This window comes from Streptomyces sp. SAT1, assembly GCF_001654495.1.
GTDB classification, from domain to species: Bacteria; Actinomycetota; Actinomycetes; order Streptomycetales; family Streptomycetaceae; genus Streptomyces; species Streptomyces andamanensis.
Map to the genome: position 1 here is coordinate 544,595 of NZ_CP015849.1, position 20,568 is coordinate 565,162.

At 75.0% G+C, this 20,568-nt stretch carries 20 protein-coding genes and 1 pseudogene; 12 read left to right on the top strand and 9 right to left on the bottom strand.

Features of this window, described 5'->3' with window-relative positions; genetic code table 11:
• Window positions 1-36 precede the first annotated feature (36 nt).
• The 3 genes from A8713_RS02220 to A8713_RS02230 form a co-directional block, all read right to left on the bottom strand.
• A complete protein-coding gene (locus tag A8713_RS02220) occupies window positions 37-294 on the bottom strand; it encodes a DUF5133 domain-containing protein (protein ID WP_064531148.1) in 258 nt (85 codons plus the stop codon).
• A gap of 110 nt (window positions 295-404) precedes the next feature.
• On the bottom strand, window positions 405-629 hold the full coding sequence (locus A8713_RS02225) for a hypothetical protein (protein ID WP_064531149.1): 225 nt from the start codon (window positions 627-629) through the stop codon (window positions 405-407).
• A 345-nt stretch (window positions 630-974) separates the two neighbouring features.
• On the bottom strand, window positions 975-1,508 hold the full coding sequence (locus A8713_RS02230; protein WP_064531150.1) for a hypothetical protein: 534 nt from the start codon (window positions 1,506-1,508) through the stop codon (window positions 975-977).
• A gap of 426 nt (window positions 1,509-1,934) precedes the next feature.
• Between A8713_RS02230 and A8713_RS02235 the strand changes: the two genes are divergently transcribed.
• A complete protein-coding gene (locus A8713_RS02235) occupies window positions 1,935-2,168 on the top strand; it encodes a DUF397 domain-containing protein (RefSeq protein ID WP_037873275.1) in 234 nt (77 codons plus the stop codon).
• A gap of 129 nt (window positions 2,169-2,297) precedes the next feature.
• Window positions 2,298-3,218: a helix-turn-helix domain-containing protein gene (locus tag A8713_RS02240; protein WP_064531151.1), complete on the top strand. Its 921-nt coding sequence runs from the start codon at window positions 2,298-2,300 to the stop codon at window positions 3,216-3,218.
• Between the two features lie 106 nt (window positions 3,219-3,324).
• On the opposite strand, the gene A8713_RS02245 is transcribed toward A8713_RS02240, so the two are convergent.
• Window positions 3,325-4,143 carry an SAM-dependent methyltransferase gene (locus tag A8713_RS02245; protein WP_064531152.1) on the bottom strand — a complete coding sequence of 273 codons (819 nt, stop codon included), beginning with the start codon at window positions 4,141-4,143 and terminating at the stop codon, window positions 3,325-3,327.
• A gap of 230 nt (window positions 4,144-4,373) precedes the next feature.
• On the opposite strand from A8713_RS02245, the gene A8713_RS02250 reads away from it, so the two are divergent.
• From A8713_RS02250 to A8713_RS02265, 4 genes are all read left to right on the top strand, one after another.
• A complete protein-coding gene (locus tag A8713_RS02250; RefSeq protein WP_173860780.1) occupies window positions 4,374-4,688 on the top strand; it encodes a hypothetical protein in 315 nt (104 codons plus the stop codon).
• Window positions 4,689-4,857: 169 nt separating this feature from the next.
• Window positions 4,858-5,751: a Gfo/Idh/MocA family protein gene (locus tag A8713_RS02255; RefSeq protein ID WP_064531154.1), complete on the top strand. Its 894-nt coding sequence runs from the start codon at window positions 4,858-4,860 to the stop codon at window positions 5,749-5,751.
• Window positions 5,752-6,075: 324 nt separating this feature from the next.
• A complete protein-coding gene (locus tag A8713_RS02260; protein ID WP_064531155.1) occupies window positions 6,076-7,266 on the top strand; it encodes a beta-1,3-glucanase family protein in 1,191 nt (396 codons plus the stop codon).
• A 125-nt stretch (window positions 7,267-7,391) separates the two neighbouring features.
• Window positions 7,392-8,516, top strand: coding sequence for a PP2C family protein-serine/threonine phosphatase (locus tag A8713_RS02265; RefSeq protein ID WP_064531156.1), 1,125 nt, complete (start codon window positions 7,392-7,394; stop codon window positions 8,514-8,516).
• Window positions 8,517-8,811: 295 nt separating this feature from the next.
• Here the strand turns inward: A8713_RS02265 and A8713_RS02270 are convergent, their stop codons facing one another.
• Together A8713_RS02270 and A8713_RS02275 are read right to left on the bottom strand one after the other, a co-directional pair.
• Window positions 8,812-10,188 (bottom strand): MFS transporter, encoded by a 1,377-nt coding sequence (locus A8713_RS02270; protein ID WP_064537195.1) that lies wholly within the window; start codon window positions 10,186-10,188, stop codon window positions 8,812-8,814.
• A gap of 561 nt (window positions 10,189-10,749) precedes the next feature.
• A complete protein-coding gene (locus A8713_RS02275; RefSeq protein WP_064531157.1) occupies window positions 10,750-12,300 on the bottom strand; it encodes a helix-turn-helix domain-containing protein in 1,551 nt (516 codons plus the stop codon).
• 422 nt (window positions 12,301-12,722) lie between these two features.
• Between A8713_RS02275 and A8713_RS02280 the strand changes: the two genes are divergently transcribed.
• The 3 genes and pseudogenes from A8713_RS02280 to A8713_RS02290 all read left to right on the top strand — a co-directional run bounded on the left by A8713_RS02280 (window position 12,723) and on the right by A8713_RS02290 (window position 15,843).
• Window positions 12,723-13,343 (top strand): L-threonylcarbamoyladenylate synthase, encoded by a 621-nt coding sequence (locus A8713_RS02280; protein ID WP_018566446.1) that lies wholly within the window; start codon window positions 12,723-12,725, stop codon window positions 13,341-13,343.
• A gap of 124 nt (window positions 13,344-13,467) precedes the next feature.
• The gene (locus A8713_RS02285) at window positions 13,468-14,229 is read left to right on the top strand and encodes a dienelactone hydrolase family protein (protein WP_064531158.1); all 762 of its coding nucleotides are present in this window, start codon (window positions 13,468-13,470) and stop codon (window positions 14,227-14,229) included.
• A 103-nt stretch (window positions 14,230-14,332) separates the two neighbouring features.
• A pseudogene (locus A8713_RS02290) lies at window positions 14,333-15,843 on the top strand (metallophosphoesterase family protein).
• A 12-nt stretch (window positions 15,844-15,855) separates the two neighbouring features.
• Here A8713_RS02290 and A8713_RS02295 read toward each other — a convergent pair.
• Window positions 15,856-16,827: a TauD/TfdA dioxygenase family protein gene (locus tag A8713_RS02295; protein WP_018566443.1), complete on the bottom strand. Its 972-nt coding sequence runs from the start codon at window positions 16,825-16,827 to the stop codon at window positions 15,856-15,858.
• 154 nt (window positions 16,828-16,981) lie between these two features.
• Between A8713_RS02295 and A8713_RS02300 the strand changes: the two genes are divergently transcribed.
• Together A8713_RS02300 and A8713_RS02305 are read left to right on the top strand one after the other, a co-directional pair.
• Complete coding sequence (locus A8713_RS02300; protein ID WP_064531159.1) at window positions 16,982-17,812, top strand: aldo/keto reductase; 831 nt, start codon at window positions 16,982-16,984, stop codon at window positions 17,810-17,812.
• Between the two features lie 113 nt (window positions 17,813-17,925).
• Window positions 17,926-18,528 (top strand): DNA polymerase ligase N-terminal domain-containing protein, encoded by a 603-nt coding sequence (locus A8713_RS02305; RefSeq protein WP_064531160.1) that lies wholly within the window; start codon window positions 17,926-17,928, stop codon window positions 18,526-18,528.
• A gap of 33 nt (window positions 18,529-18,561) precedes the next feature.
• Here the strand turns inward: A8713_RS02305 and A8713_RS02310 are convergent, their stop codons facing one another.
• Both A8713_RS02310 and A8713_RS02315 read right to left on the bottom strand, forming a co-directional pair.
• Window positions 18,562-19,035, bottom strand: coding sequence for a peroxiredoxin (locus A8713_RS02310; RefSeq protein ID WP_064531161.1), 474 nt, complete (start codon window positions 19,033-19,035; stop codon window positions 18,562-18,564).
• Window positions 19,032-19,412 carry a DoxX family protein gene (locus A8713_RS02315; protein ID WP_064531162.1) on the bottom strand — a complete coding sequence of 127 codons (381 nt, stop codon included), beginning with the start codon at window positions 19,410-19,412 and terminating at the stop codon, window positions 19,032-19,034. The genes A8713_RS02310 and A8713_RS02315 overlap by 4 nt, the downstream gene beginning before the upstream one ends.
• Window positions 19,413-19,511: 99 nt before the next feature.
• Here A8713_RS02315 and A8713_RS02320 point away from each other — a divergent pair, with 99 nt between their 5' ends.
• Window positions 19,512-20,546: an ATP-dependent DNA ligase gene (locus tag A8713_RS02320; protein ID WP_443069694.1), complete on the top strand. Its 1,035-nt coding sequence runs from the start codon at window positions 19,512-19,514 to the stop codon at window positions 20,544-20,546.
• Window positions 20,547-20,568 lie beyond the last annotated feature (22 nt).

Consider the following 20,568-nt stretch of genomic DNA (forward strand, 5'->3'; position numbering starts at 1 on the left):
GCCACGGGCGCCCCCGGCGTACGCCAAGCGGACCGTTCAGACGGCCAGCGAGAGACCGCTGTCGCCGTCGGTGTCCTGCGCCGCCTCCGCCGTCCGGCCGGTGGCCAGCAGCAGCGCGTCCGCGCGGACGATCGCGTCGTGGATGCTCGTCGTGCCCATCATGACGCACAGGGTGTAACTGACGTCCTCCAGCTCCCGAGCCGCATCGGCCCGCTCCCTCTCAGCCTGCGCGATCTTCAGTGATGCGTACCGAGTCAGCAACGTCCTGACGATCTTCGGGTCCGGAACCAGCACGGAGCGCCCCTCTCTCGATTTTTTGCTGCGTATGCCCCAGGCACGCCGTGCCATGCATGCCGACCGCCTCGCGACACATGATTGACCAGATTCAGTCGATTCCCGGTGGATCATCCGTGGATCGACCGGCGCACCGCGCGGCTCTCGGATATCCGGCCCGGGGGCGGCGCGCCCTCGGCGGAGGGGAGGAAGGGGCCGGGGGTGTCGGAGCGGCGGGTGCCGCGCGTGCCGCAGCGGTTCGCCGCCGGGCCCTGGTCGGGGCGGGGCGCGGCGCCGCGGGCACGCCGCGCGCGGCCGGGCCGCGCACCACGCTCGATCCGCTGGGTGAGGGTCACCGGGGCCTCCGCTGCGCACTCGGCCGCACCTGCGCGGGCAGCCCCCGGTCACGGCGGCACGGCGCCGTACGACCCGGCAGAAGGTACCCGCAATATAGGTGCTTTTCGGCCCTTCGGCCAAGATTGGGTCGGCGCCACGCACCGGGCGGGCAGGAGAACGGCCCGTCAGAAGCCCGGCACGGCGCAGGGCTTGCGGCCGCCGAGGGGCGGGGGCGGGGGAATCTTCGGGTGTCTGGCGGGATCCCGACGGACGAGAACGGGCCAGAGGTCTCCTGCCCCGAGGTCAGGGACGCCCGGACTGCGGGGGGAAAACGGGCATATCGAGGGAAAGCGCGGAGGGCCGGGTCACTCGGCGAGGGCGTCGGCCAGTTCCGTGGTGGCCCGGCTGATCTCACCGTCCTGCTCGGCGAGCAGTTCGCGCAGGGCGCCGGAGCGGGCGCGGACCGCCTGCCGGGCCCGCCGCTCCCACACCACCGGGTTCTCCCGGTGATTGAGGAGCTTGGGGTAGACGGCGGCGACGCTCTCCCACTGGCGGGCGTCGGCGATGCTCCTGAGCAGCTGGATGATCTGCGGACGACAGGTCACCTGGGGCGTCCGGGCCAGCTCCCAGAGGAAGGGCACGGTGGGGGCGGTCGCCTGCTCCACCACGAAGCCGTACTGGCAGATGCGCCCGCGCAGCTCCTTGAGCGCCGCCCGCGCGGTGTCGGCGTCGCCCCGGGCCATGCTGCGCAGCAGTGGGGGGATGCCGGCCGCGGAGCCGGTGGAGTCCCTGATGTCGCTCCAGGGCACCTGCCCCAGGGCCGAGAGGGACGCGGGGGCGGCATGGGTCGCGCGGTCGGTGCGCTGGGTGCTCGGCTGCTCCGTCGGTGCGGTACGCATGGCGTCGGGCCTTTCCGCGGCGGTCGTATGGGGGGTGGGTCCTTCAGTGGGGCGGGTGCGCGGGCCGCGTCGCCCCGGCCGTCCGGACGGGCAGGGACGGGGAGGTGCGGATCCGGGCGCGTCCCGCGCCGGTGGCGCGGACGAGGTGGGGCGATCCGGGCGGGGCCGGGTCCGCTGCGCCCGGTGTTCCGGGCGGGAGATTCGCGGACGAGAGCACGGCATCTCCCTGATGAGACGTCACCTGCCAGCGTCTACACAGGGGTTGACGCCCCCGCTATTATCCACGCTGTCAGCGCCCGCGTGCAATTGCACGCGAAATTTCTCGTGAAAGTGCGCGGGACGGGGAAGGATCCGGACGGAACCCGCCGGAGCCCGACAACGGCCCGGCGCACCTCACGACGGAACGTGAACAGCGAGGAGACTGCGGTGCCATCGACGCCGAACGGAGTGCGGGCCAGCTCTTTGGACGCCCGCTGGATCAAGAGCAGGCACAGCAACGCCGAGGGCAACTGTGTGGAGGTCGCCGCCCTGAACGGCGGCGGGATAGCGGTACGCAACTCCCGGGACCCCGACGGCCCCGCCCTCGTCTACACCCCGGCCGAGGTGGCGGCGTTCCTGGCGGGCGCCAAGGAGGGTGAGTTCGACCACCTGTTGTGGTGATCGGCGGCCGTCCGCGGGCGAGCGGAGGGCAGGTGCCGAGTCACCGATAGGTGTTCGGACGGATGCCCTCCGCGCGGGACCGGTGCGATAGTGTAAATCTCAAGTCCGCCGGTCCACTGGGGAGTCAGGATGTCCGCCGAGTCGCAAGGCCGCTCCCGCCTCGAACCCTATCTGGACGGTTCCGAACCGGCGCCCACTTTGCTGAAGTTGCTGGTCGGTGTACAGCTCACCGGCTTCCGCGAGGACGCCGGACTGTCCCAGGAGCAGGCGGCCCGGGGTCTCGGCTTCAGTGCCGCGAAACTCTCGCGCATCGAGTCGGGCAAGGGCCGTCGGCCTCCGGCGGAGGGCGACGTGCGCGCCCTCCTTCAGCTCTACGGCACCGGCGACTACGAGTCCTCGGTCCTGCTGAAGCTGCTGCGGCGCGCCGGTGAGCCCGGCTGGTGGCAGCGGTACGACAAGCGGCTGATGCCCGAGTGGTTCGACCGCCTCGTCGGTCTCCAGGAGGCAGCGGCCGCGATCCGTACGTTCGAGCTCCAGTACGTGCCCGGTCTGCTGCAGATCCCGGCGTACACCCGGGCGGTGGTGGAGCGCGGACTGCCGACCGCGCCGTCGAACGAGGTGCAGCGGCGGGTGGAGCTGCGCACCCGGCGCACCGATCTGCTGCGCCGCGAGGATCCGCCGCAGTTGTGGGCGGTGCTCGACGAGTCGGTGCTGCTGCGCGTCCTCGGCAGCCGCGAGATCATGCGCGAGCAACTGGACCATCTGATCGAGATGGCGCAGCTCCCGCATGTCACGGTGCAGGTGGTGCCGCTGGACGTGACCAACGCGTCCGCACCCGCGATACCCATCACCTATCTGCGCTTCGGCGGGCTCGACCTGCCGGACGTCGTCTACCTGGAACACATCAGGAGCGCCAACTTCCTCGAGGACCGGGACGAGACCGAGGAGTACCGGATCGCCCTGGACCGGCTGGCCGACGAGGCCCTGACGCCGGCGAAGTCACTGGAACTGCTGCGCACCACGGCCCGGCAGCGCTACCCGGCGCCCTGAGCGCGCGCCGCGTCCGGGACGCGGCAGGACGCCCGCGCCCCGCCCCCGCCGCTTCCTCGGCTTCCTCTTCCTTCCGTTCCTTCCGTTCTTACCGTTCTTCCGCTGCTCAGCGGACCACGCCTATGCCGCCGAACTCCACCCATTCGTGGGTGAGCTGACGGGGCGCCACCTCGGTGTCGGGACGCCAGGTGGAGACCTCGACCAGGCCCGGCTCCAGGACGTCCAGGTCCTCGAACCACTCGGCGACGTCCTTCTCCTCGCGCACCCTCCCCCAGTGCCCCTGGGTGGCCTTGTCCATGAAGTCGGTGACGAACGCCCGCACCTCGGCTTCCTCGCTGACCAGTTGGCACATCAGCATGATGCTGCCGGGCACGAGCCGCTCCCGGACCCGCCGGACCACGGCGAGCGGGCCGTCGGTGTCGCTGTCCGGGATGCAGTGGAAGACGGAGTTGAACAGCACGGCCACCGGCTTGGAAAGGTCGATCAGCCGCCGGGTGTCCTCGTGCGCGAAGATCTCGTCGGTCTGCCGCATGTCGGCGTGTATGACCGCGGTGCGCTCGTCCTGCTGGAGGAGGGCGCGGCCGTGCACCAGCACCATGGGGTCGTTGTCCACGTAGACGACGTGGGAGTCCGGGTCGATGCGCTGGGCGACCTGGTGGACGTTGTCCTGGGTGGGCAGACCGGAGCCGTGGTCCAGGAACTGGCGTATCCCGTACTCCTGGGCGAGGGTGCGGACGGCCCGCTGGAGGAAGCGGCGGTTGTTCAGGGCGAGCCGGCGCGTGCTCGGGACGACCTTGTCGAGTTCCTCGCACGCCGAGCGGTCCGCCGCGTAGTTGTCCTTGCCGCCGAGGTAGTGGTCGTACATGCGCGCGGCGGTCGGCACATGCTCGTCGATGTTCGTGGACAACTGGTTCTCCGCAGGCATCCATTCCCCCAGGTTCACCGGGGCCACCGCGTCAACGGGCCCGGTCCGAACAGAGGTTACATCCTACGGAGGCCCCGTTCGCCGTCACCAGCCACGGGACGGGCGGGCCGCCCGGACCCGGCCGCCGATCGTCCCGATCCACCCGATCGTCACAGACTCTTCACGCCGCCGGACCCATCGAAGGCGCGCTCCGGAGCACCCGCCTGCCTGTCGGAGGAGGAGGCGTCGTGGTGGTCGTCGCTGTTCTGTTGCTGCCGTTCGTGGGTGCACTGCTGCTGATCATGGACCGGATCGAGGACCGGTTGTCCGCACCGGCCCCGGCCCGCGGCCGGCCCGCCCGGCACCGCGGACATCTGCGACTGGTCCCCGGCGGCCGCCGCACCGCCGTAACGGGGGCCGCGCGGGACGAGCGAGACGCTATGGAGCCCGCGCCGGGACGGGACGCGGACGGCGGGGCCGGTGCGGGCCGGGAGACGGGCGACGGGACCGCTCCCGGCGCGGACGGCGGGACCGTGCGGGACCTGGGGCGGCGGCACGCCGCCTGACCGGAGTCCGGTGCACGTCCCGGCGAGTGGCCCGGCGCGGTGACGCTCCGGCGGCCCCGGGGCCCGCGCCCGCTCGCCGCGCCAGCGGGCCGCTGTGGCACCCTCGGGCGGGACCGGCCCGTATCGACGCGGACCGTCACCCCGCTCGGCACCGTGGAGAGGCAACCGCATGCGCATCGGACTGCTCGGCACCGGCCCCTGGGCCCAAATGGTCCACGCCCCCGCCCTCGCCGGGCACGGCGGACTGGAGTTCGCCGGGGTGTGGGGCCGCCGTACGGCTGCCGCCGCGGAACTGGCCGAGCGGCACGGCACCCGCGCCTACGCCGACGCCGACGCGCTGCTCGCGGACGTGGACGCGGTCGCCGTCGCGCTGCCGCCGGACGTCCAGGCGGAGTTGGCGGTGCTCGCGGCCCGCGCCGGCCGCCATCTGCTGCTGGACAAGCCGCTGGCACCGACGGTGGAGCAGGCCCGCGCGGTGGTCGAGGCCGCCGAGCGGGCGCAGGTGGCCTCGGTGGTCTTCTTCACCACCCGCTTCCAGAGCGCGCCGCGGGCGTGGATCGCCGAACAGGCGGAGCGGGGCGGCTGGTTCACGGGCCGGGCGCAGTGGCTCGGCGCCCTGTTCGGCGGCGCCGAGGACAGTCCGTTCGCTGCCTCGCCGTGGCGGCGGGAGAAGGGCGCGCTGTGGGACGTGGGCCCGCACGCGCTGTCGGTGCTGCTGCCGGTCCTGGGCGACGTACGGCGGGTGACGGCCGCCGCACCCGGCCCGGGGGACACCGTGCATGTGGTCCTCGACCACACCGGCGGCGCCTCCAGTACCCTCACGCTCAGTCTCTCCGCGCCGCCCGCAGCGGCCGGGACCGCGGTGGAGGTGCGGGGCACGGAAGGGACGGCCGTCCTGCCGGAGGGCACCGAGGAGGCCGTCGTCGCCTTCACGCGGGCGGCCGACGCCCTGACGGAAGCCGCCCGCACCGGACGCCCGCACCCGTGCGACGCCGCGTTCGGGCTGCGGGTCACGGAGATCCTGGCGGAGGCCGGTGACCTGCTGGGCCGCGACGGCGACTGAGCCGGGAGCACTCCTGAGCCGGGGCACTGCTGAGCCGGGAGGCCGGCCGGGCGAAGAGTGCGGAAGGCGGGCCGGTGCCCGAGCCCGGTCCGCCGCCCCTCAAGGCTTCCTCGAAGGCGCGTACCCCCGGACCAAGTGATTCCGAATTGCCCGTCCTGTGGTCAACCGCCGTGGGGGAAGCGGGAGTCGGGGTGGGGCACCAGGGGTTGGCGCGGTGGGTGGTGCTGCGTAGCATCGGGCCTTCCGGCGGCGTGTGAGAGCGCTCTCACGCGCTTCGCCGCCCCTCCCCCACACCCTTGTCCGGCTTCAAGGAGGCTCCCCCACATGACTCCTCGTCACCAGCGTCCGCTCGGCCGCAGGACGTTCCTCACCGCTCTCGGCGGCGCCACCCTCGCCGCGCCCGCCCTCGCCGCCCTCGCTCCGCGCGCCCTGGCGGATTCGGCCCGCCCCGCGGCGGCGGGCGCCCTCCCGCTGACGATCGCCAACAACAGCGGTTCCTACGACAACGCCTCCGTCCACGTGTACATCGTCGGCAATCAGGACGGCGCCCAGGTCCGGGTCACCCCCGACGGCACCCTCGCGCCCGTCTCGGTCGCGGACAACGGCGCGGACGGCTTCACCGACTACGCGATCCCGCTCGTGGGCGGCGGCGAGACCCGGCTGTCGCTGCCGTACATGTCCGGCCGGATCTACGTCTCCCTCGGGCAGAAGCTCAAGCTGCGCGCGGTCACCGACGGCGACGGCCGGCCCGCCCTCCAGTACCCGGCGGGCTGGGTGTCCTCCGACCCCAACCACCCGGTCCTGCACGACTGCGCCGAGTTCACGTACAACGCCTCCGGCATGTTCTGCAACACGACGATGGTCGACATGTTCAGCGTGCCGATGAGCCTGCGGCTGACCGGCGCGCAGGACCAGACCACGGGCACCCTGCGCGACGGCGGCCGGGCCGCCGTGTTCGACACCGTGCGGCAGGCCGGTGACTTCGCGCGGCTCGTCGTGGACGACACCCGGGTGATCGCCCCGGGGCACGGCCTGGACGCCGGGCTGTTCCCCGCGGACTACTTCGCCCCCTCCATCGACGAGGTGTGGGACACCTACGGCGGCAAGGACCTCACGGTCGCCACCGCGGCGGGCACCTTCACCGGCCGGGTGCGCGACGGCAGGCTCGCCTTCACCGGGCCGGCCTCCGTCTCCTTCGCCAAGCCGTCGACCCGGGACGTCCTGTTCTGCGACGGCGCGCTCGCCGCGCCCAACGACGGGACGACCGGACCGGTCGCGGCCGTGCTCGGCGCCGGGTTCAACCGGTCGGTGCTGCTGGACGGCGCCCCGCAGCCGGTGACCGACGCGGGCGCCTTCTACACGGCCACGATCACCAACCACTACTCCCGCGCGGTGCACGCGGCGACCGTGGACGGCAAGGCGTACGGCTTCGCCTTCGACGACGTGGCGGGCTTCGCCTCCTACGTCCAGGACACGGCGCCCACCGGGCTCCGGCTGACCCTCACACCGTTCTAGGGCCTGTCCTCGCGTCCGGTGTCTGTCCTCGCGCCGCCGCCCCGCCCGGTCGCCGCGGGGCCGCCCCGGCACCCGCGGGGCGGTGCCGGGGTGCGGGGTCGGGGACGGCGTAGCAGCGTGGTGGTGTGGTGAAGCCGCCTGCCCTGCTGTCTCTGTCGCCGCGCCGGGACCCCTACCGGCGGGGCTGGCTGCGGGGCGCCCCGCCGCCGCGCTGGGTGCGGGTGCTGCCGGTGGCGCTGGCCGCCGTGGTGTGCGTGGTGACGCTGCTGAGCCCGAGCCCGCTGGACATAGGGTTCCTGCTGGGCGCCATCCCGCCGCTGGCCGTGCTGTCGTACGGGCCGCTGACCACCGCGCTGCTCGGCGGCGTGGTGGTGGTCCTGCTGAGCGTGCCGGCCTTCCGGCTGGACCATCCCGGCAACACCGACCTGGAGACGGTCACCTTCGTGGCCGCCCTCAGCGTGCTGCTGTCGTACGTGCGCAGCCGCCGCGACGCCCAGCTGGACCTGGCCCGTACGGTCGCCGAGGCCGCGCAGCGGGCCGTCGTGCCGCCGCTGCCCGAGCGGGTGGGTCCGGTGCGCTGCGCCGGTCTGTACCGGGCCGCGCAGCGCGGCACGCTGGTCGGCGGGGACTTCTTCGACGTGCGGCGCGGGCCCGGGGGCGTACGGGCGGTCATCGGCGATGTGCAGGGGCACGGGCTCGCGGCGGTCTCCACGGTCGCCGCGCTGCTGGGCAGTTTCCGGGAGGCGGTGCTCGACCGGCCGGGCCTGCCGGAGATGGTGGCGGCGCTGGACCGCCGTCTCGTGGTGGACTCGGCCGAGGTGCGGCACGCGGAGCTGTTCGCCACGGCGGTGCTGCTGGAGTTCTCCGGGGACGCGCGCTCGGTGCGGATCGTGACGTGCGGCCATCCGCCGCCGATCCTGCTGCGGGCAGGCGCGGCGACGGAGATCGCCGTCGTCCCCTGGACGCCGCTCGGCCTCGGCCTGTCCGACGCGCTCCCGCCGCACGACGGGCACATCGAGCGGCTGCTCCCCGGCGATGTGCTGTTCCTCGCCTCGGACGGGGTCACCGAGGCGCGCGACACGGACGGCATGTTCTATCCGCTGCTGGACCGGCTGCCCCTGCTGGCCGCCCACGATCCGGCGGCCCTGGCCGACCGCGTGCTGGCCGACGTCCTCGCACACTGCGGGACGATCCGCGACGACGTGACGATGCTCGTCCTGACACCGGGCCCGCCGGAACCCGACCGCTGAGCCGGTCCGGACCCGGACCACTCGGGACCCGAACCGGTCGGTCCCCGAACCACTCGGGACCCGAACCGCTCGGCACCCGAACCGCTCGGGACCCGGTCCGCCGGGACCCGATCCGCCAGGGACCCGCTCAGGCGTGTGCCGTGCAGGGCAGCGGTCCGCCGACTCGGGCGCCGTACCGGACGGCCACGGAGCGCGCCTCCGCAGGAACCGCCTCCCCCCTCGGCCGGTCCGCGCCCCGGGCGCGGCACCCCGCACCAAGCGGACCCGGGCCGGACCGGAACCCCGCGAACCCCGCTCAGGCGCCCGGCGCGCACCCGGCCGCGCACAGCGCGCCGTGGCCCGTGGCCGCGCAGACCGGAGCCGGGGCGGCGGGTCGCGGGAAGGGCACGGTGCGCGAGGGCGGCGGGAGCGGGCGGGCGGACGCACCGGAGGTGTCGGGGACGGCGTGTGCGGCGGCGGACCATGGTGCGCCGTGGGTGCGGAGCCGGTGGCGCAGGCCGCCCGCGCCGATGGCCCCGGCGACGAGGACACCGCCGATCACCAGCGCGCCCCGGGCGCCCGCCGCCTGCATCAGCAGCCCGAGCAGCGGCGGCCCGACCAGGTTCCAGCCCGTGCTCGCCGTGCGCCACACCCCGAGGACCCGGCCGCGCAGGTGTGCCGGAGGGTCGGTCTGGAGGACGGTCGTACCGGCCGTGTCGGAGACCGACTCGACCACCGCCATCGGGGCGACGAGCAGCAGCAGGACCCAGAGCGTCGGGGAGAGACCGGCGGCGATCTGGAGCACCGCGCCGGCCGCCGCGAGGACGCCGACCAGCCGGACGGAGGGGCTGCGCAGGCGTCCGGCCAGCACGGCGCCGGCCACGCCGCCCACCGCCAGCACGGTGGAGACCGTGCCGAACGCTCCCGCGGCCCCGCCGAGCGGCCCGGTGACCAGCACGGCGAGGGTGAGCCCGTAGTTCCGGCCGAAGACGCTGCTGAGCGCGGTGATGCCGGCCAGGGCGACGAGGGCGGGGCGGCGCAGGAAGAAGCCGAGCCCCTCGCGGGCGCCGGTGCCCCGCCGGGCGGCTGCCGGGGCGGCGGAGGGTGCCGCGGAGGGCGGTGCGGCGGGCGTCCGCCGCCCTGCCACGGGGTGCGGGCGAAGGAAGGGGATCACCGCGGCGACGGCCAGGAAGGAGACGCCGTTGGCGATGTACGCGGCTCCGGGGCCCCACCAGCTGACCACCACCCCGGCCAGCGCGGTGCCGCCGACCCGGCCCGCGCCGCTGACCACCGAGCCCAGCGCGATGGACGAGGGCACGTCCTTCGGCGGGACGAGGTCGTTGCCGAGCAGGGCGCAGGCGGGCGAGTCGACGGTGGCGATCAGCCCGGTGACGGCGGCGAGCCCCATCAGGACCGGCACCGTGAGGTGGCCGGTGAGGACGAGCGCGGCGGTGAGGAAGCCGATGAGGGCGAGCAGGGCCTGGCTCAGCGACGCGGTGAGCCGGCGCGGCCAGGCGTCGACCGCCGCGCCGCCCAGCAGTCCGAGCAGCAGACCGGGCGCGGCCTGCGCGGACAGGGAGAGACCGGTCGCGGCGGCGGAGCCGGTGAGGTGCAGGACCAGAAGGTTCTGCGCGGTCAGCTGCATCCAGGTGCCCGCGTTGGACACCAGGTTGGCCGCCGACCACCAGCGCATGGCGGGGTGGCGCAGCGCCCGCCACGGGGCGCGGTCCGGCGAGGCCGCCGCGCGGCGCGCGGGGCGCCGGGGCGAGGGCAGGACGACGCGCCGGGCGGGGGACGCGGGCGCGGTGGAGCGGGCGGAGGGGAATGAGGCCACGGTGGGACGCTTTGCGTGAGAGACCGGACGACTGCCGTGCTGTGCCGCCGAGGGCGGCTCGACGGTGAGACATGCCGGGCACAGCGGCTGCCCATCTTCACAGACCGAGCGGCACGGTCGGTGCGCGTGCCGGTCCCCCGGGCTCGTGGTGTGCGTCAACGCGGCGCCCGCGCGGGGTGGTTGGCGGCCCGGTGGTGTTGCTCACAGGGGCGGGGACGCGGGGACGCGGGGCCGTGCCGCGTGGCGGCCGGACCGGTCCCCCGTTCCGGTCCCGCCTGCGCACGCGGCCCCGCGGAAACCCCCGCGGCGTCTCGAACTTACGTCTCGCTTACGCGCGTCAAAACCGCGTCGGTGCCCTTTCGGGCAGCCGGAGGACTCACCCGTGCACAGGTGAGTCCGTATTGCCCCTGTTGCGGCCCGTCACGGTGCGCGGTCGGTCCCCTCGGCCCCGCCGGACGGGGTGGTTTCCGGTACGAGGGGTTCCAGTACGGGCGGTTCCAGGTCGCCCGCCGCCAGCTGGGCGAGGACGACCTCGTAGAGATCGCTGCCGACGGCGAGGAGCTGGCGTTCGAGCACCGGTTCGACTCCGCGCACGTGTTCGCGCACGGTCTGCGCGTGCACGCCGAGCAGTTGGGCGGCGCGCTCGGCGTTGCCGCCCGCCGCGGTCCAGGCGCGCAGGGTGCCGCGCAGGTCCCGGGTGTCGGCGGCCAGCCGCCCGAGGAGTTCGTCGGCCCAGGTGCGCAGCGCCGGACCGGCCAGCAGTTCGTCCAGGCCGACCTGCCGCGAGCGCGCCGCGGGGGCGCGGGCCGGTTCGGGCGCGACGCCCGCCTGGGTGTTCAGCGCGAGGTGCGTGGCAGCGCGGACGGTCAGCAGCGAGAAGTCCGCGCCGAGCAGCGCCTCGACGCGTTCCACGCGGGCCCGGACGGTGTTGCGGCTCACCCCGAGGATGCGGGCGGCGCTGACCGCGGTGAACTCCAGGCCGAGCCGGGTGGTGGCGACCAGTTCGGCACGGGTGTGGTGGGGCAGCGTGTCCAGCGGGCGCAGCAGCCGACCCGCCCAGGCCCGCAGCGCCTCGGCGTCCATCAGGCGCTCGGGGTGGGTGCGCTCGGCGTACACGGCCGTGCCGTCCGGGCGGAACCGGGCCAGCGCGAGGGCGCTGACGGCCTGCCCGTAGGCCGTGGCGGTGCGGGCGAGGCTGTGCCGGATGCTGCCGCCGAGGAAGGTCCGCGGGCGGGCGCCGACCAGGGTGCGCAACGCGCGCCCGGTGGTCTCGGCGGGGGCGATGACGATGACATGGCCGTCCACGGCCGGGCAGCGCACGACCAGGGCCTGGCCGTCGGCGGCGTCCAGGCATTCGGCGGTCAGCCGCTCCCTTTCGTCGGGGTGCGCCTCCAGGACGTAGACGTGCGCGGTGTCGGTGTCGAGCAGGCCGGGCCACAGGCCCGCGGCGACCCGGCGGGCGGAGACGGTGTCCTCGACCATCAGCAGTTGCAGGATCGCCAGCCGCAGCGCGGACGCCGCCTGTTCGAGGCGGCGTCCGGTCTCGGTGGTGTCCTCGGCCCGCAGCAGCAGCTCGACGACCGCGGCGGCGCGGGTGAGCATGTCGGCGGTGCGCCGGTCGAAGGGGGTGGCGCGGGAGACGGCGAGCACCCCGGCGGCGGGCGCCTGCGGATGCCCCACGCGCACCGCGCGGACGTGCCGGGTCTCGTCCTGGAGCGCCGCCGAGGCGAACCGGCCGGCGAGGAGGTCCGCTATCACGTCGTCGGCCAGGGGCAGCGCCGCTCCGGCGAGGAGGGTGCCCGTGCCGTCCAGGAGGCAGGCCGTCCCGTGGGCGGCGCCGGCGAGCCAGGCCACCACCCGGCGCGGGTCGCGTCCCGCGGGGCGCAGCTGGTCGAGGAGTTCCTCGGCCCAGGTCGCGTGTCCGTCGTCCGCACCGTGTCCCGGCGCGGCTCCGTCCTGTCGGCCGGCCATGTCGGCCCTCTCCTCCCGCTCCGGTACACCGCACTGACCTCGGCGTTCTCGGTCCGGGACGTTACCAGCGGCGGCCTCGGCCGTCCTGGTGACGACCCGCGGGCCACACGGACGGGCGCGGTGGGAGGGGCGGCTCCGCCGACGGCTCACAGGGGGGGGTGGTGAGCGGCCGGCGGAGCCGCGGGCCCGAGGCCGGGGGGAGGGCTCCGGGCGCCGTACGCCTCTGCTTCCCCGGATTCCGCGGGGTACGCCCGTCCGTGTACGGCGGATTCGGCGGGTCCGGCGGGTCCGGCGGGTCCGGCGGGTCCGGCGGGTCCGGCGGGTCCGGCGGGTCCGGCGGGTCCGGCGGATGCAGCAGACGCGGTGGGCCCGCGGCGGGAGCCCGCGGGGCACGGGCCCCGCGCACGGCATAAGCTCGGCGGATGGCGAAGTACTTCGACGTGCACCCGGACAACCCCCAGCCGCGCGCCATCCGGCAGGTCGCCGACGGCCTGCGCGAAGGCGCGTTGATCGCGTATCCGACCGACTCCTGCTACGCCCTGGGCTGCCGGCTGGGCAGCCGCGACGGCGTCGACCGGATCCGGACGATCCGCCGCCTGGACGACCGGCACCACTTCACTCTGGTGTGCCAGGACTTCGCGCAGCTGGGGCAGTTCGTGCGGATCGACAACGACGTGTTCCGCGCGATCAAGGCGGCCACGCCCGGCCGTTACACCTTCATCCTGCCGGCGACGCGGGAGGTGCCGCGGATGCTCCAGCACCCGAAGAAGAAGACCGTCGGGGTGCGCATCCCGGACCATGTGGTCGCCCAGGCCCTGCTGACGGAGCTGGGTGAGCCGCTGCTGTCGAGCACCCTGCTGCTGCCGGACGAGGAGGAGCCGATGACGCAGGGCTGGGAGATCAAGGACCGGCTCGACCATGTGCTGGACGCGGTCCTCGACTCGGGCGACTGCGGCACCGAGCCGACCACCGTGGTCGACTTCTCCGGCGGGGAGGCCGAGATCGTGCGCCGGGGGGCGGGCGACACGTCGCGCTTCGAGTGAGGTGCGGCGCATGGCACGATGACCGTGATCCACCCGTCCTCGGCCGCCGGCTGCGGCCCGGGGGCGCCCCACCTCCGCCGGCGGGGACCTCGCCGGCGACGACCGCGCAGGAAGGCAGCGCCCCATGAGCGCCGTACAGGGACAGGCCGTCGACATCCCCACCGAGGACGGCACCGCGGACGCGTATCTCGCCCACCCCGGGGACGGACTGCCCCGGCCCGGCGTCCTGTTCTACACGGACGCGTTCGGTCCGCGCCCGCACGTGCGGGCCATGGCCGACCGGATCGCCGGGTCCGGAGCGGGCTATACGGTGCTGGTGCCCCATGTGTTCTACCGGCACGGGCCCGCTCCGGTGGTGGAGCTGCCCGACTTCATCGATCTGGCCGAGCGGCCGGAGATCTTCGGCCGGATCGTCCCGGTCATGCGGGCCCTGACGCCCGAGCTGTCGCGCCGCGACGCGGGTGCCTATCTGCGCCGGATGGCCGAGGACCCGCTGGTCGCGGACGGCCCGGTGGCGGTGACCGGCTACTGCATGGGCGCCCGGCTGGCCCTGCTGACCGCGGGCGCGTACCCGGACCGGGTCGCGGCGGCGGCCGGCTTCCACGGCGGCGGACTGGCCACCGACGCCCCGGACAGCCCGCACCTGGCCGCCCCCGACGTCACGGCGGAGCTGTACTTCGGCCACGCGGACGAGGACCCCTCGCTGCCGCCCGAGCAGATCGAGCGGCTGGAGGAGGCTCTGACCGCGGCGGGCGTCCGGCACCGCTGCGAGGTCTATCCGGGCGCCGGGCACGGCTACACCCAGGCCGACACCGACGCCTATGACGCGAAGGCGGACGAACGGCACTGGGCGGCGCTGCTCGGTCTGCTGGAGCGCACCTTCTGAGAGCGGACGGCTCCTCAGCTTCCGCGCGCGGGAGGTGAGTTGGCGGCGATCACGTCCCGACCCGCCTGCCGTGCGCCGTCCGCGCGTTGTTACGGTGCACCGCGTGTCTGACTCCTCACGCGATACCGTCGAAGGCGCCGGCTGGAACGACGCCGAACGCGGCACCTACACCCGGCTGATGCCGGACCGGGTCGAGAAACTGTCCTGGCTCAGCCCCCGGACGCTGTGGGCCGCGCGCAACGGCGTGGCCGCGGGCTGGTTCGGGGACCCCACCGGGCGGACCCGGTCCCGGTGGGTGGCGCAGCGGGCGGCGGCCGGGGCACCCGCCGACAAGGTGATCCGGCGCACCGAGGCGGACCGCTTCTCCTTCATGGTCCTCGGGACCCCGGCGAGGGCGGCGACTCCCAGTACGCCGTCGTGCCCGGCTTTCTGAAGGTCTCGCGGGACACGTCGTTCGCCGTGATCACCAGCGATGTGATCTACCCCGTGGGCAGCACGGACGACTACGGCACGAAGTTCTTCCGCCCGTACCGCGACTATCCGGCGCCGGTCTACGCGATACCCGGCAACCACGACTGGTACGAGGACCTCGGCGGCTTCATGCGCGTCTTCTGCGACGACGCCCCGCCGTTGCCGCCGAAGCCCCGGCCGCGCGCGCTGGGCCGCGCCTGGTGGCGGGAGCTGCTGTGGCACCGCCCGCGCCCGGCCGACGAGCAACGCCTCGCCGAGGCACGGAAGTTGCGTTCGGCCCCCGGCCAGCAGGCCGTCCAGCCGGGCCCGTACTGGGCGATCGACGCCGGGCCGGTGCGGATCGTCGGCATCGACACGGGCCTGCTCGGCACGCTCGACGCGGAACAGGGCGCCTGGCTGCGCGAGGTGTCGCGCGGCCCCCGCCCGAAGATCCTCCTGACCGGCTCGCCGCTGTACGTGGACGGTGAGCACCACCCCTGCCCGATCGAGGGCGGCGGCACCGTCGACGACATCGTCCGCGATCCCGCCCACCACTATGTGGCGGCGATCGGCGGCGACATCCACAACTACCAGCGCTACCCGGTGGACGTGGACGGCCGCACGGTGCAGTACGTCGTCTCCGGTGGCGGCGGGGCGTTCATGCACGCCACACACACCATCGGCCGGGTCTCGGTCGCGAACGTCACCGAGTCCGACTTCCGCTGCTATCCGCTGCGCGGCGACTCGCTGGCGTTCTACAGCGGGGTCTACGCCCGCCGGCTGCGGCTGCGCCGCTTCTTCACGCTGACCGAGGCGGAGGCCATGGCGGTGGTCGCCGAGCGGCTGGGCACGCCGCCGGTGCGCGCGCCGGGCGGCCCGGTCAGGGTCACCCGGCGCGTGCGGCTGGTGGCGAGCCTGCTGGGCGCGGGCCGCCGCCCCGGCCGCCGGGGCCGCTTCCGGCTGCCGGTGCGCACCCTGTACACGCAGTTGTTCTCGCCGGGCTCGGTCACCTACAGCCCGCCGTTCTTCAAGTCGTTCCTGCGGCTGGACGTCTCGCCCGAGGCGGTGCGGCTGCGCTGTTTCGCGGCGACCGGGAACCTCGCCCAGGAGACGGACCCGCCGGTCGAGGACGAGGTGACGATCCCGCTGCGCCCGCCCGCGTGAGCGGGCCCGCTCTCACCAGCGGCCCGGCTCGCTGCCGGTGACCGGCTCGGAGGGGCGCCCGTCCACGCCGACCGGCACCTCCCCGTGCAGCATCACCCGGTGCATGATCCGCGGGACGCCGAGGTGCGCGTTGTCGGCGGGCGCCAGGTGGACGGTGGCGCGGTTGTCCCAGAAGGCCACGCTGCCCGGCTCCCAGCGGAAGCGGACCGTGTACTCGGGGCGCACGGCCTGCTCCAGCAGCATCTCCAGGAGGGCCTGGCTCTCCGCGCGGGAGACGTCCTCGATCTGCTCGACGTAGTAGCCGTTGACGAAGAGCACCCGCTCGCCCGTCTCCGGGTGGACGCGCACCAGCGGGTGCACCGTGGCGATCTGACGCTCCAGCAGGTGGCGGACGTAGGCGTCGTCGCCGGGGCGCGGCTGGTAGCCGACGCCGAGCCGGTGCTCGGCGCGCAGCGTGTCGGCGAAGGCCCGGACCGGCGCCGAGAGTCCGGCGTAGGCGGCGGCCAGATTGGACCAGGTGGTGTCGCCGCCGTACGGGGGGACGCTCTCGGCGCGCAGGATCGTCGCGGCCGGGGGGTCGATCCGGGCACCGTGGTCGCAGTGCCAGCCGCGCAGCAGCGAGTGCCGGCGCCGCCGCAGCCACTCGTCGTGGTCCATGCCGAACCGGCCGCCCAGCTCCAGCCGGTCGGCGGTGGTCTCCACCTCCGGGACGTCCGGCGGCGAGGCGCCGCCGCGCCGGCGCAGCACCACCGGCTCGCCGAAGCGGCGCGCGAAGGCGACGTGCCCGGCGTGGTCGAGGCGCTGGCCGCGGAAGAACACCACCTTCCAGCGCAGGACCGCCGCGCGGATCGCCGCGACCGCCGTCTCGTCGAGGCCGGCGGCCAGGTCCACCCCGGTGATCTCCGCCCCGATGTGTCCGGCGACGGGCCTCACCTCCAGGCCGCCCGCCGCGGTGCCGTCCGCCGTGTCCGTGTGCGTCGTCATGCGCGCTCCGCTGGTCGTCCGTCACGTACCAGGCAGATCGTGGCAGGCTTTGCGGACGGTGGCGACAGTGCCGTGTGCCGCGCGCCCGGCGGATGCCGGTACCGGCCCCGCGGCCCCGGCCGCCCTCCGACCATCGACGGGAAGGTTCCCCCACGTGACCGGCATCCCCACCTGTCCGCTCGACGACGGCACCCGGCTGCCCGCCGTCGGCCTCGGCACCTGGCCGATGGACGACGCCGAGGCGGAGCGGGCGGTGGCCGAGGGCCTGCGCCTCGGCTACCGGCTCGTCGACACGGCGGTCAACTACGACAACGAGACCGGCGTGGGCCGGGCGCTCGCGCGCAGCGGTGTGCCGCGCGAGGAGGTCGTGCTGACGACCAAGCTCCCCGGCCGCCACCACGGCTACGAGGAGACGCTCGCCTCCTTCGAGGAGTCCCGGCGGCGCCTCGGCGTGGACCGCGTCGACCTGTATCTGATCCACTGGCCGCTCCCCCGCGTCGACCGGTACGTGGAGTCGTGGCGGGCCATGCTCAAGCTCCGTGACGAGGGCCTGGTGGGCTCGGTGGGCGTCTCCAACTTCACCCGGGAGCACATCGAGCGGCTGGAGCGGGAGACGGGCGTGCTGCCGTCCGTCAACCAGATCGAGCTGCATCCGCTCTTCCCGCAGCCTGAGCTGCGGGAGTTCCACGCCGCCAAGGGCATCCGCACCGAGAGCTGGAGCCCGCTGGGCCGCGGTCCCGCGGTGCTGGAGGACCCGTCGGTGGTCGCGGTGGCGCGGGAGCTCGGGGTGACGCCCGCCCAGGCCGTGCTGCGCTGGCACATCCAGCTCGGCGCGCTGCCCCTGCCGAAGTCGTCGGACCCGGGACGGCAGCGGGAGAACCTGGACGTCTTCGGGTTCACCCTGGACCAGGACCAGCTGGACGCGCTCACCCACGAGAAGCCGCGGCGCCTCGGCGGGGCCCCCGAGACGCACGAGGAGTTCTGAGGCGCACGAGGAGTACCCCCGGCGCGCGGGTCGGCCGGTGCGCCGGGGGTACCCGGGCCGGGCGGATCCGGCGGACAGGTGCGAGGATCCGGCGACAGGTGCGAGGAGGCCCCGTGAGCAGGGACGAACGGCTCGGGGAGTACCGCGGCAGGCGTGACTTCGGGCGGACCCGGGAGCCCTCGGGCGGCCGGGCGGGCTCCGGACCCGCTCCCCGCTTCGTGGTGCAGATCCACGACGCCCGCCGGATGCACTTCGACTTCCGGCTCCAGGTGGGCGACGTGCTCCGGTCCTGGTCGGTGCCGAAGGGCCCCTCCGACGACCCGCACGACAAGCGGCTCGCGGTGCCCACGGAGGACCATCCGCTGGAGTACGAGGACTTCGAGGGCGTCATCCCCCGGGGGGAGTACGGCGGCGGCACGGTGATCGTCTGGGACCGGGGCACCTACGAGCCGCTGAGCCACGACCGCCGGGGGCGTCCGGTCGACTTCGCCGCGTCGCTGGAGCACGGGCACGCCACGTTCCGGCTGCACGGCGCGAAGCTGCACGGCACGTACGCCCTGACCCGGTTCCGGGGCGACGACGAGGACGCCTGGCTGCTGGTGAAGAAGGACGAGGGCCGGGCGGCGGCGCACGGCACCCCCGACCCGCGCCGGGCCCGCTCGGTGCGCACCGGCCGCACCCTGGCCCAGGTCGCCGCAGACGGCGGCGCGGAGTGAATGGGACCCGCGGCCCCGCGCCCGGTCCGGGCGTCAGGCGTGGCGGGCGCGCAGGGCGGCCAGGGCCCGGTCGGCGTGGGCGCGCATGCGCAGTTCGCTGCGGACCACCTCCAGGACGGAGCGGTCCCGGCCGATGACGAAGGTGGCCCGTCTGGTCGGTGCGAGGGCCAGAGCGCGCCGTACGCCGAAGCGTTCGCGCACGGTGCCGTCCGCGTCGGACAGCAGGGGCATGCCGAGGGCGTGCCGCCCGGTGAACTCCCGCTGGCGCTCCACCGGATCACCGCTGATGCCGACGGGACGCGCCCCGACGGCGGCGAACTCGGCCGCCAGGTCCCGGAAGTGGCAGGCCTCCGCCGTGCAGCCGGGGGTGAGGGCGGCCGGGTAGAAGAACAGCACCACCGGGCCCTCGGCGAGCAGTCCGGACAGGGTCCGCGTGGTCCCGCCCTCGTCCGGCAGCGCGAAGTCCTCGACGGTGTCGCCGCGGCGCGGCGCGCCCTGCCCGTTCACGCGGCGCGCCCCGCGCCCTTGGCGACGCTGCGCGCCCACAGCACCAGCGGGACCTGGAGGGGCAGCCGCCCGTAGGCCGCCGCCTTCTGCCGGGCGGGCCGGTCGCGCCAGTCCGCCGCCATCCGCACATTGGCCGGGAAGACCCCGACGAAGAACGCGGCGGTGGCCAGCGCGGCGGCCTTGCGGGTGCGGGGCACGGCCAGGCCGGCGGCCAGCGCGAACTCGGCGACGGCGCTGGCATAGGTCCAGGTGCGCGGTGCGCCGGGCAGGGCGCGCGGGACGATGGCGTCGAACTGGCGGGGCGAGGCGAAGTGGGCGGTCCCCGCGGTGGCCAGCAGAGCGGCGAGCAGCAGGGGTGAGCGTTCGGACCGGGGCACGGTTCCTCCTCCGAAGACCAGCGGCGGACCTGAGGCAGCTCCGCGGCGCGATCCTACTGGAGAGTAAGTACGACTGGGGAGAGGCCCCCGATCAGGGGAATGCGCGCGGCGTCCGGCGTGGCGCACGGCCCGCCCGTCGACATCTCAGCCGTGACCCTGCCGCTGATCGCGCCCATGCTCGCCACCCCCGGCACCCTGCCGCCCGCCGCCCAGGACGCGCGCTGGGCGTACGAGACCAAGCAGGACGGGCAGCGCGCGGTGGCCTATCTGCCCGGCGACGGCAGCCTGCTGCTGCGGGCCCGCTCGGGCGAGGACATCACGGCCGCCTACCCCGAGCTGGCGCCGCTGGGCCGCGCGCTGGGCACCGTCCCGGCGGTCCTGGACGGCGAGGTGCTGGCCCTGGACGAGCGGGGCCGGGCCAGCTTCCAGCTGCTCCAGGGGCGGATGGGGCTGGCCCACGCGCCCGCGCTGGCCGCGCGCCGTGCCGCGCGCGTCCCCGTCCACCTGGTGCTCTTCGACGTCCTGCACCTGGACGGGCGGCCGCTGCTCGCGCTGCCCTACACCCGGCGCCGCGAGCGGCTGGAGGCGCTCGGGCTGCACGGCCCGTACTGGTCCACGCCCGCCGCCGTGGCCGGCCACGGGGCCCGCGCCCTGGCCGCCACCCGGGAGCACGGCCTGGAGGGGCTGGTCTGCAAGCGGCTGGACTCGGTGTACGAGCCCGGGGTGCGCTCCCGGGCCTGGATCAAGATCCGCAACATGCGCGGCGAGGACGTGCTGGTGGGCGGCTGGCTGCCCGGCAAGGGGCGGCTGACGGGGCTGCCGGGCGCGGTGCTGGTGGGGCAGCGCGGCGGGGGGCGGCTGCGCTGGGTCGGCCGGGTGGGCACCGGCTGGAGCGAGGCCGAGCGGGCGGAGCTGGCCGGGCTGCTCGCGGGCCTGGCCACCGACGTGTGCCCCTTCGACCCGGTGCCCCCGGTCCGCGGGGCGCGCTGGGTGCTGCCCCGGCTGGTCGGCGAGGTCCGCTACAGCGTCCGCACCCGGGCGGGCATGCTGCGCCAGCCGTCCTGGCTGCGGCTGCGCCCCGACCTGGCTCCCGAGGACGCGGCGGCCGACCTGCCGGACGACACGCGGCCGTGAGGGCCGGGCCGGGTCCGCGGCG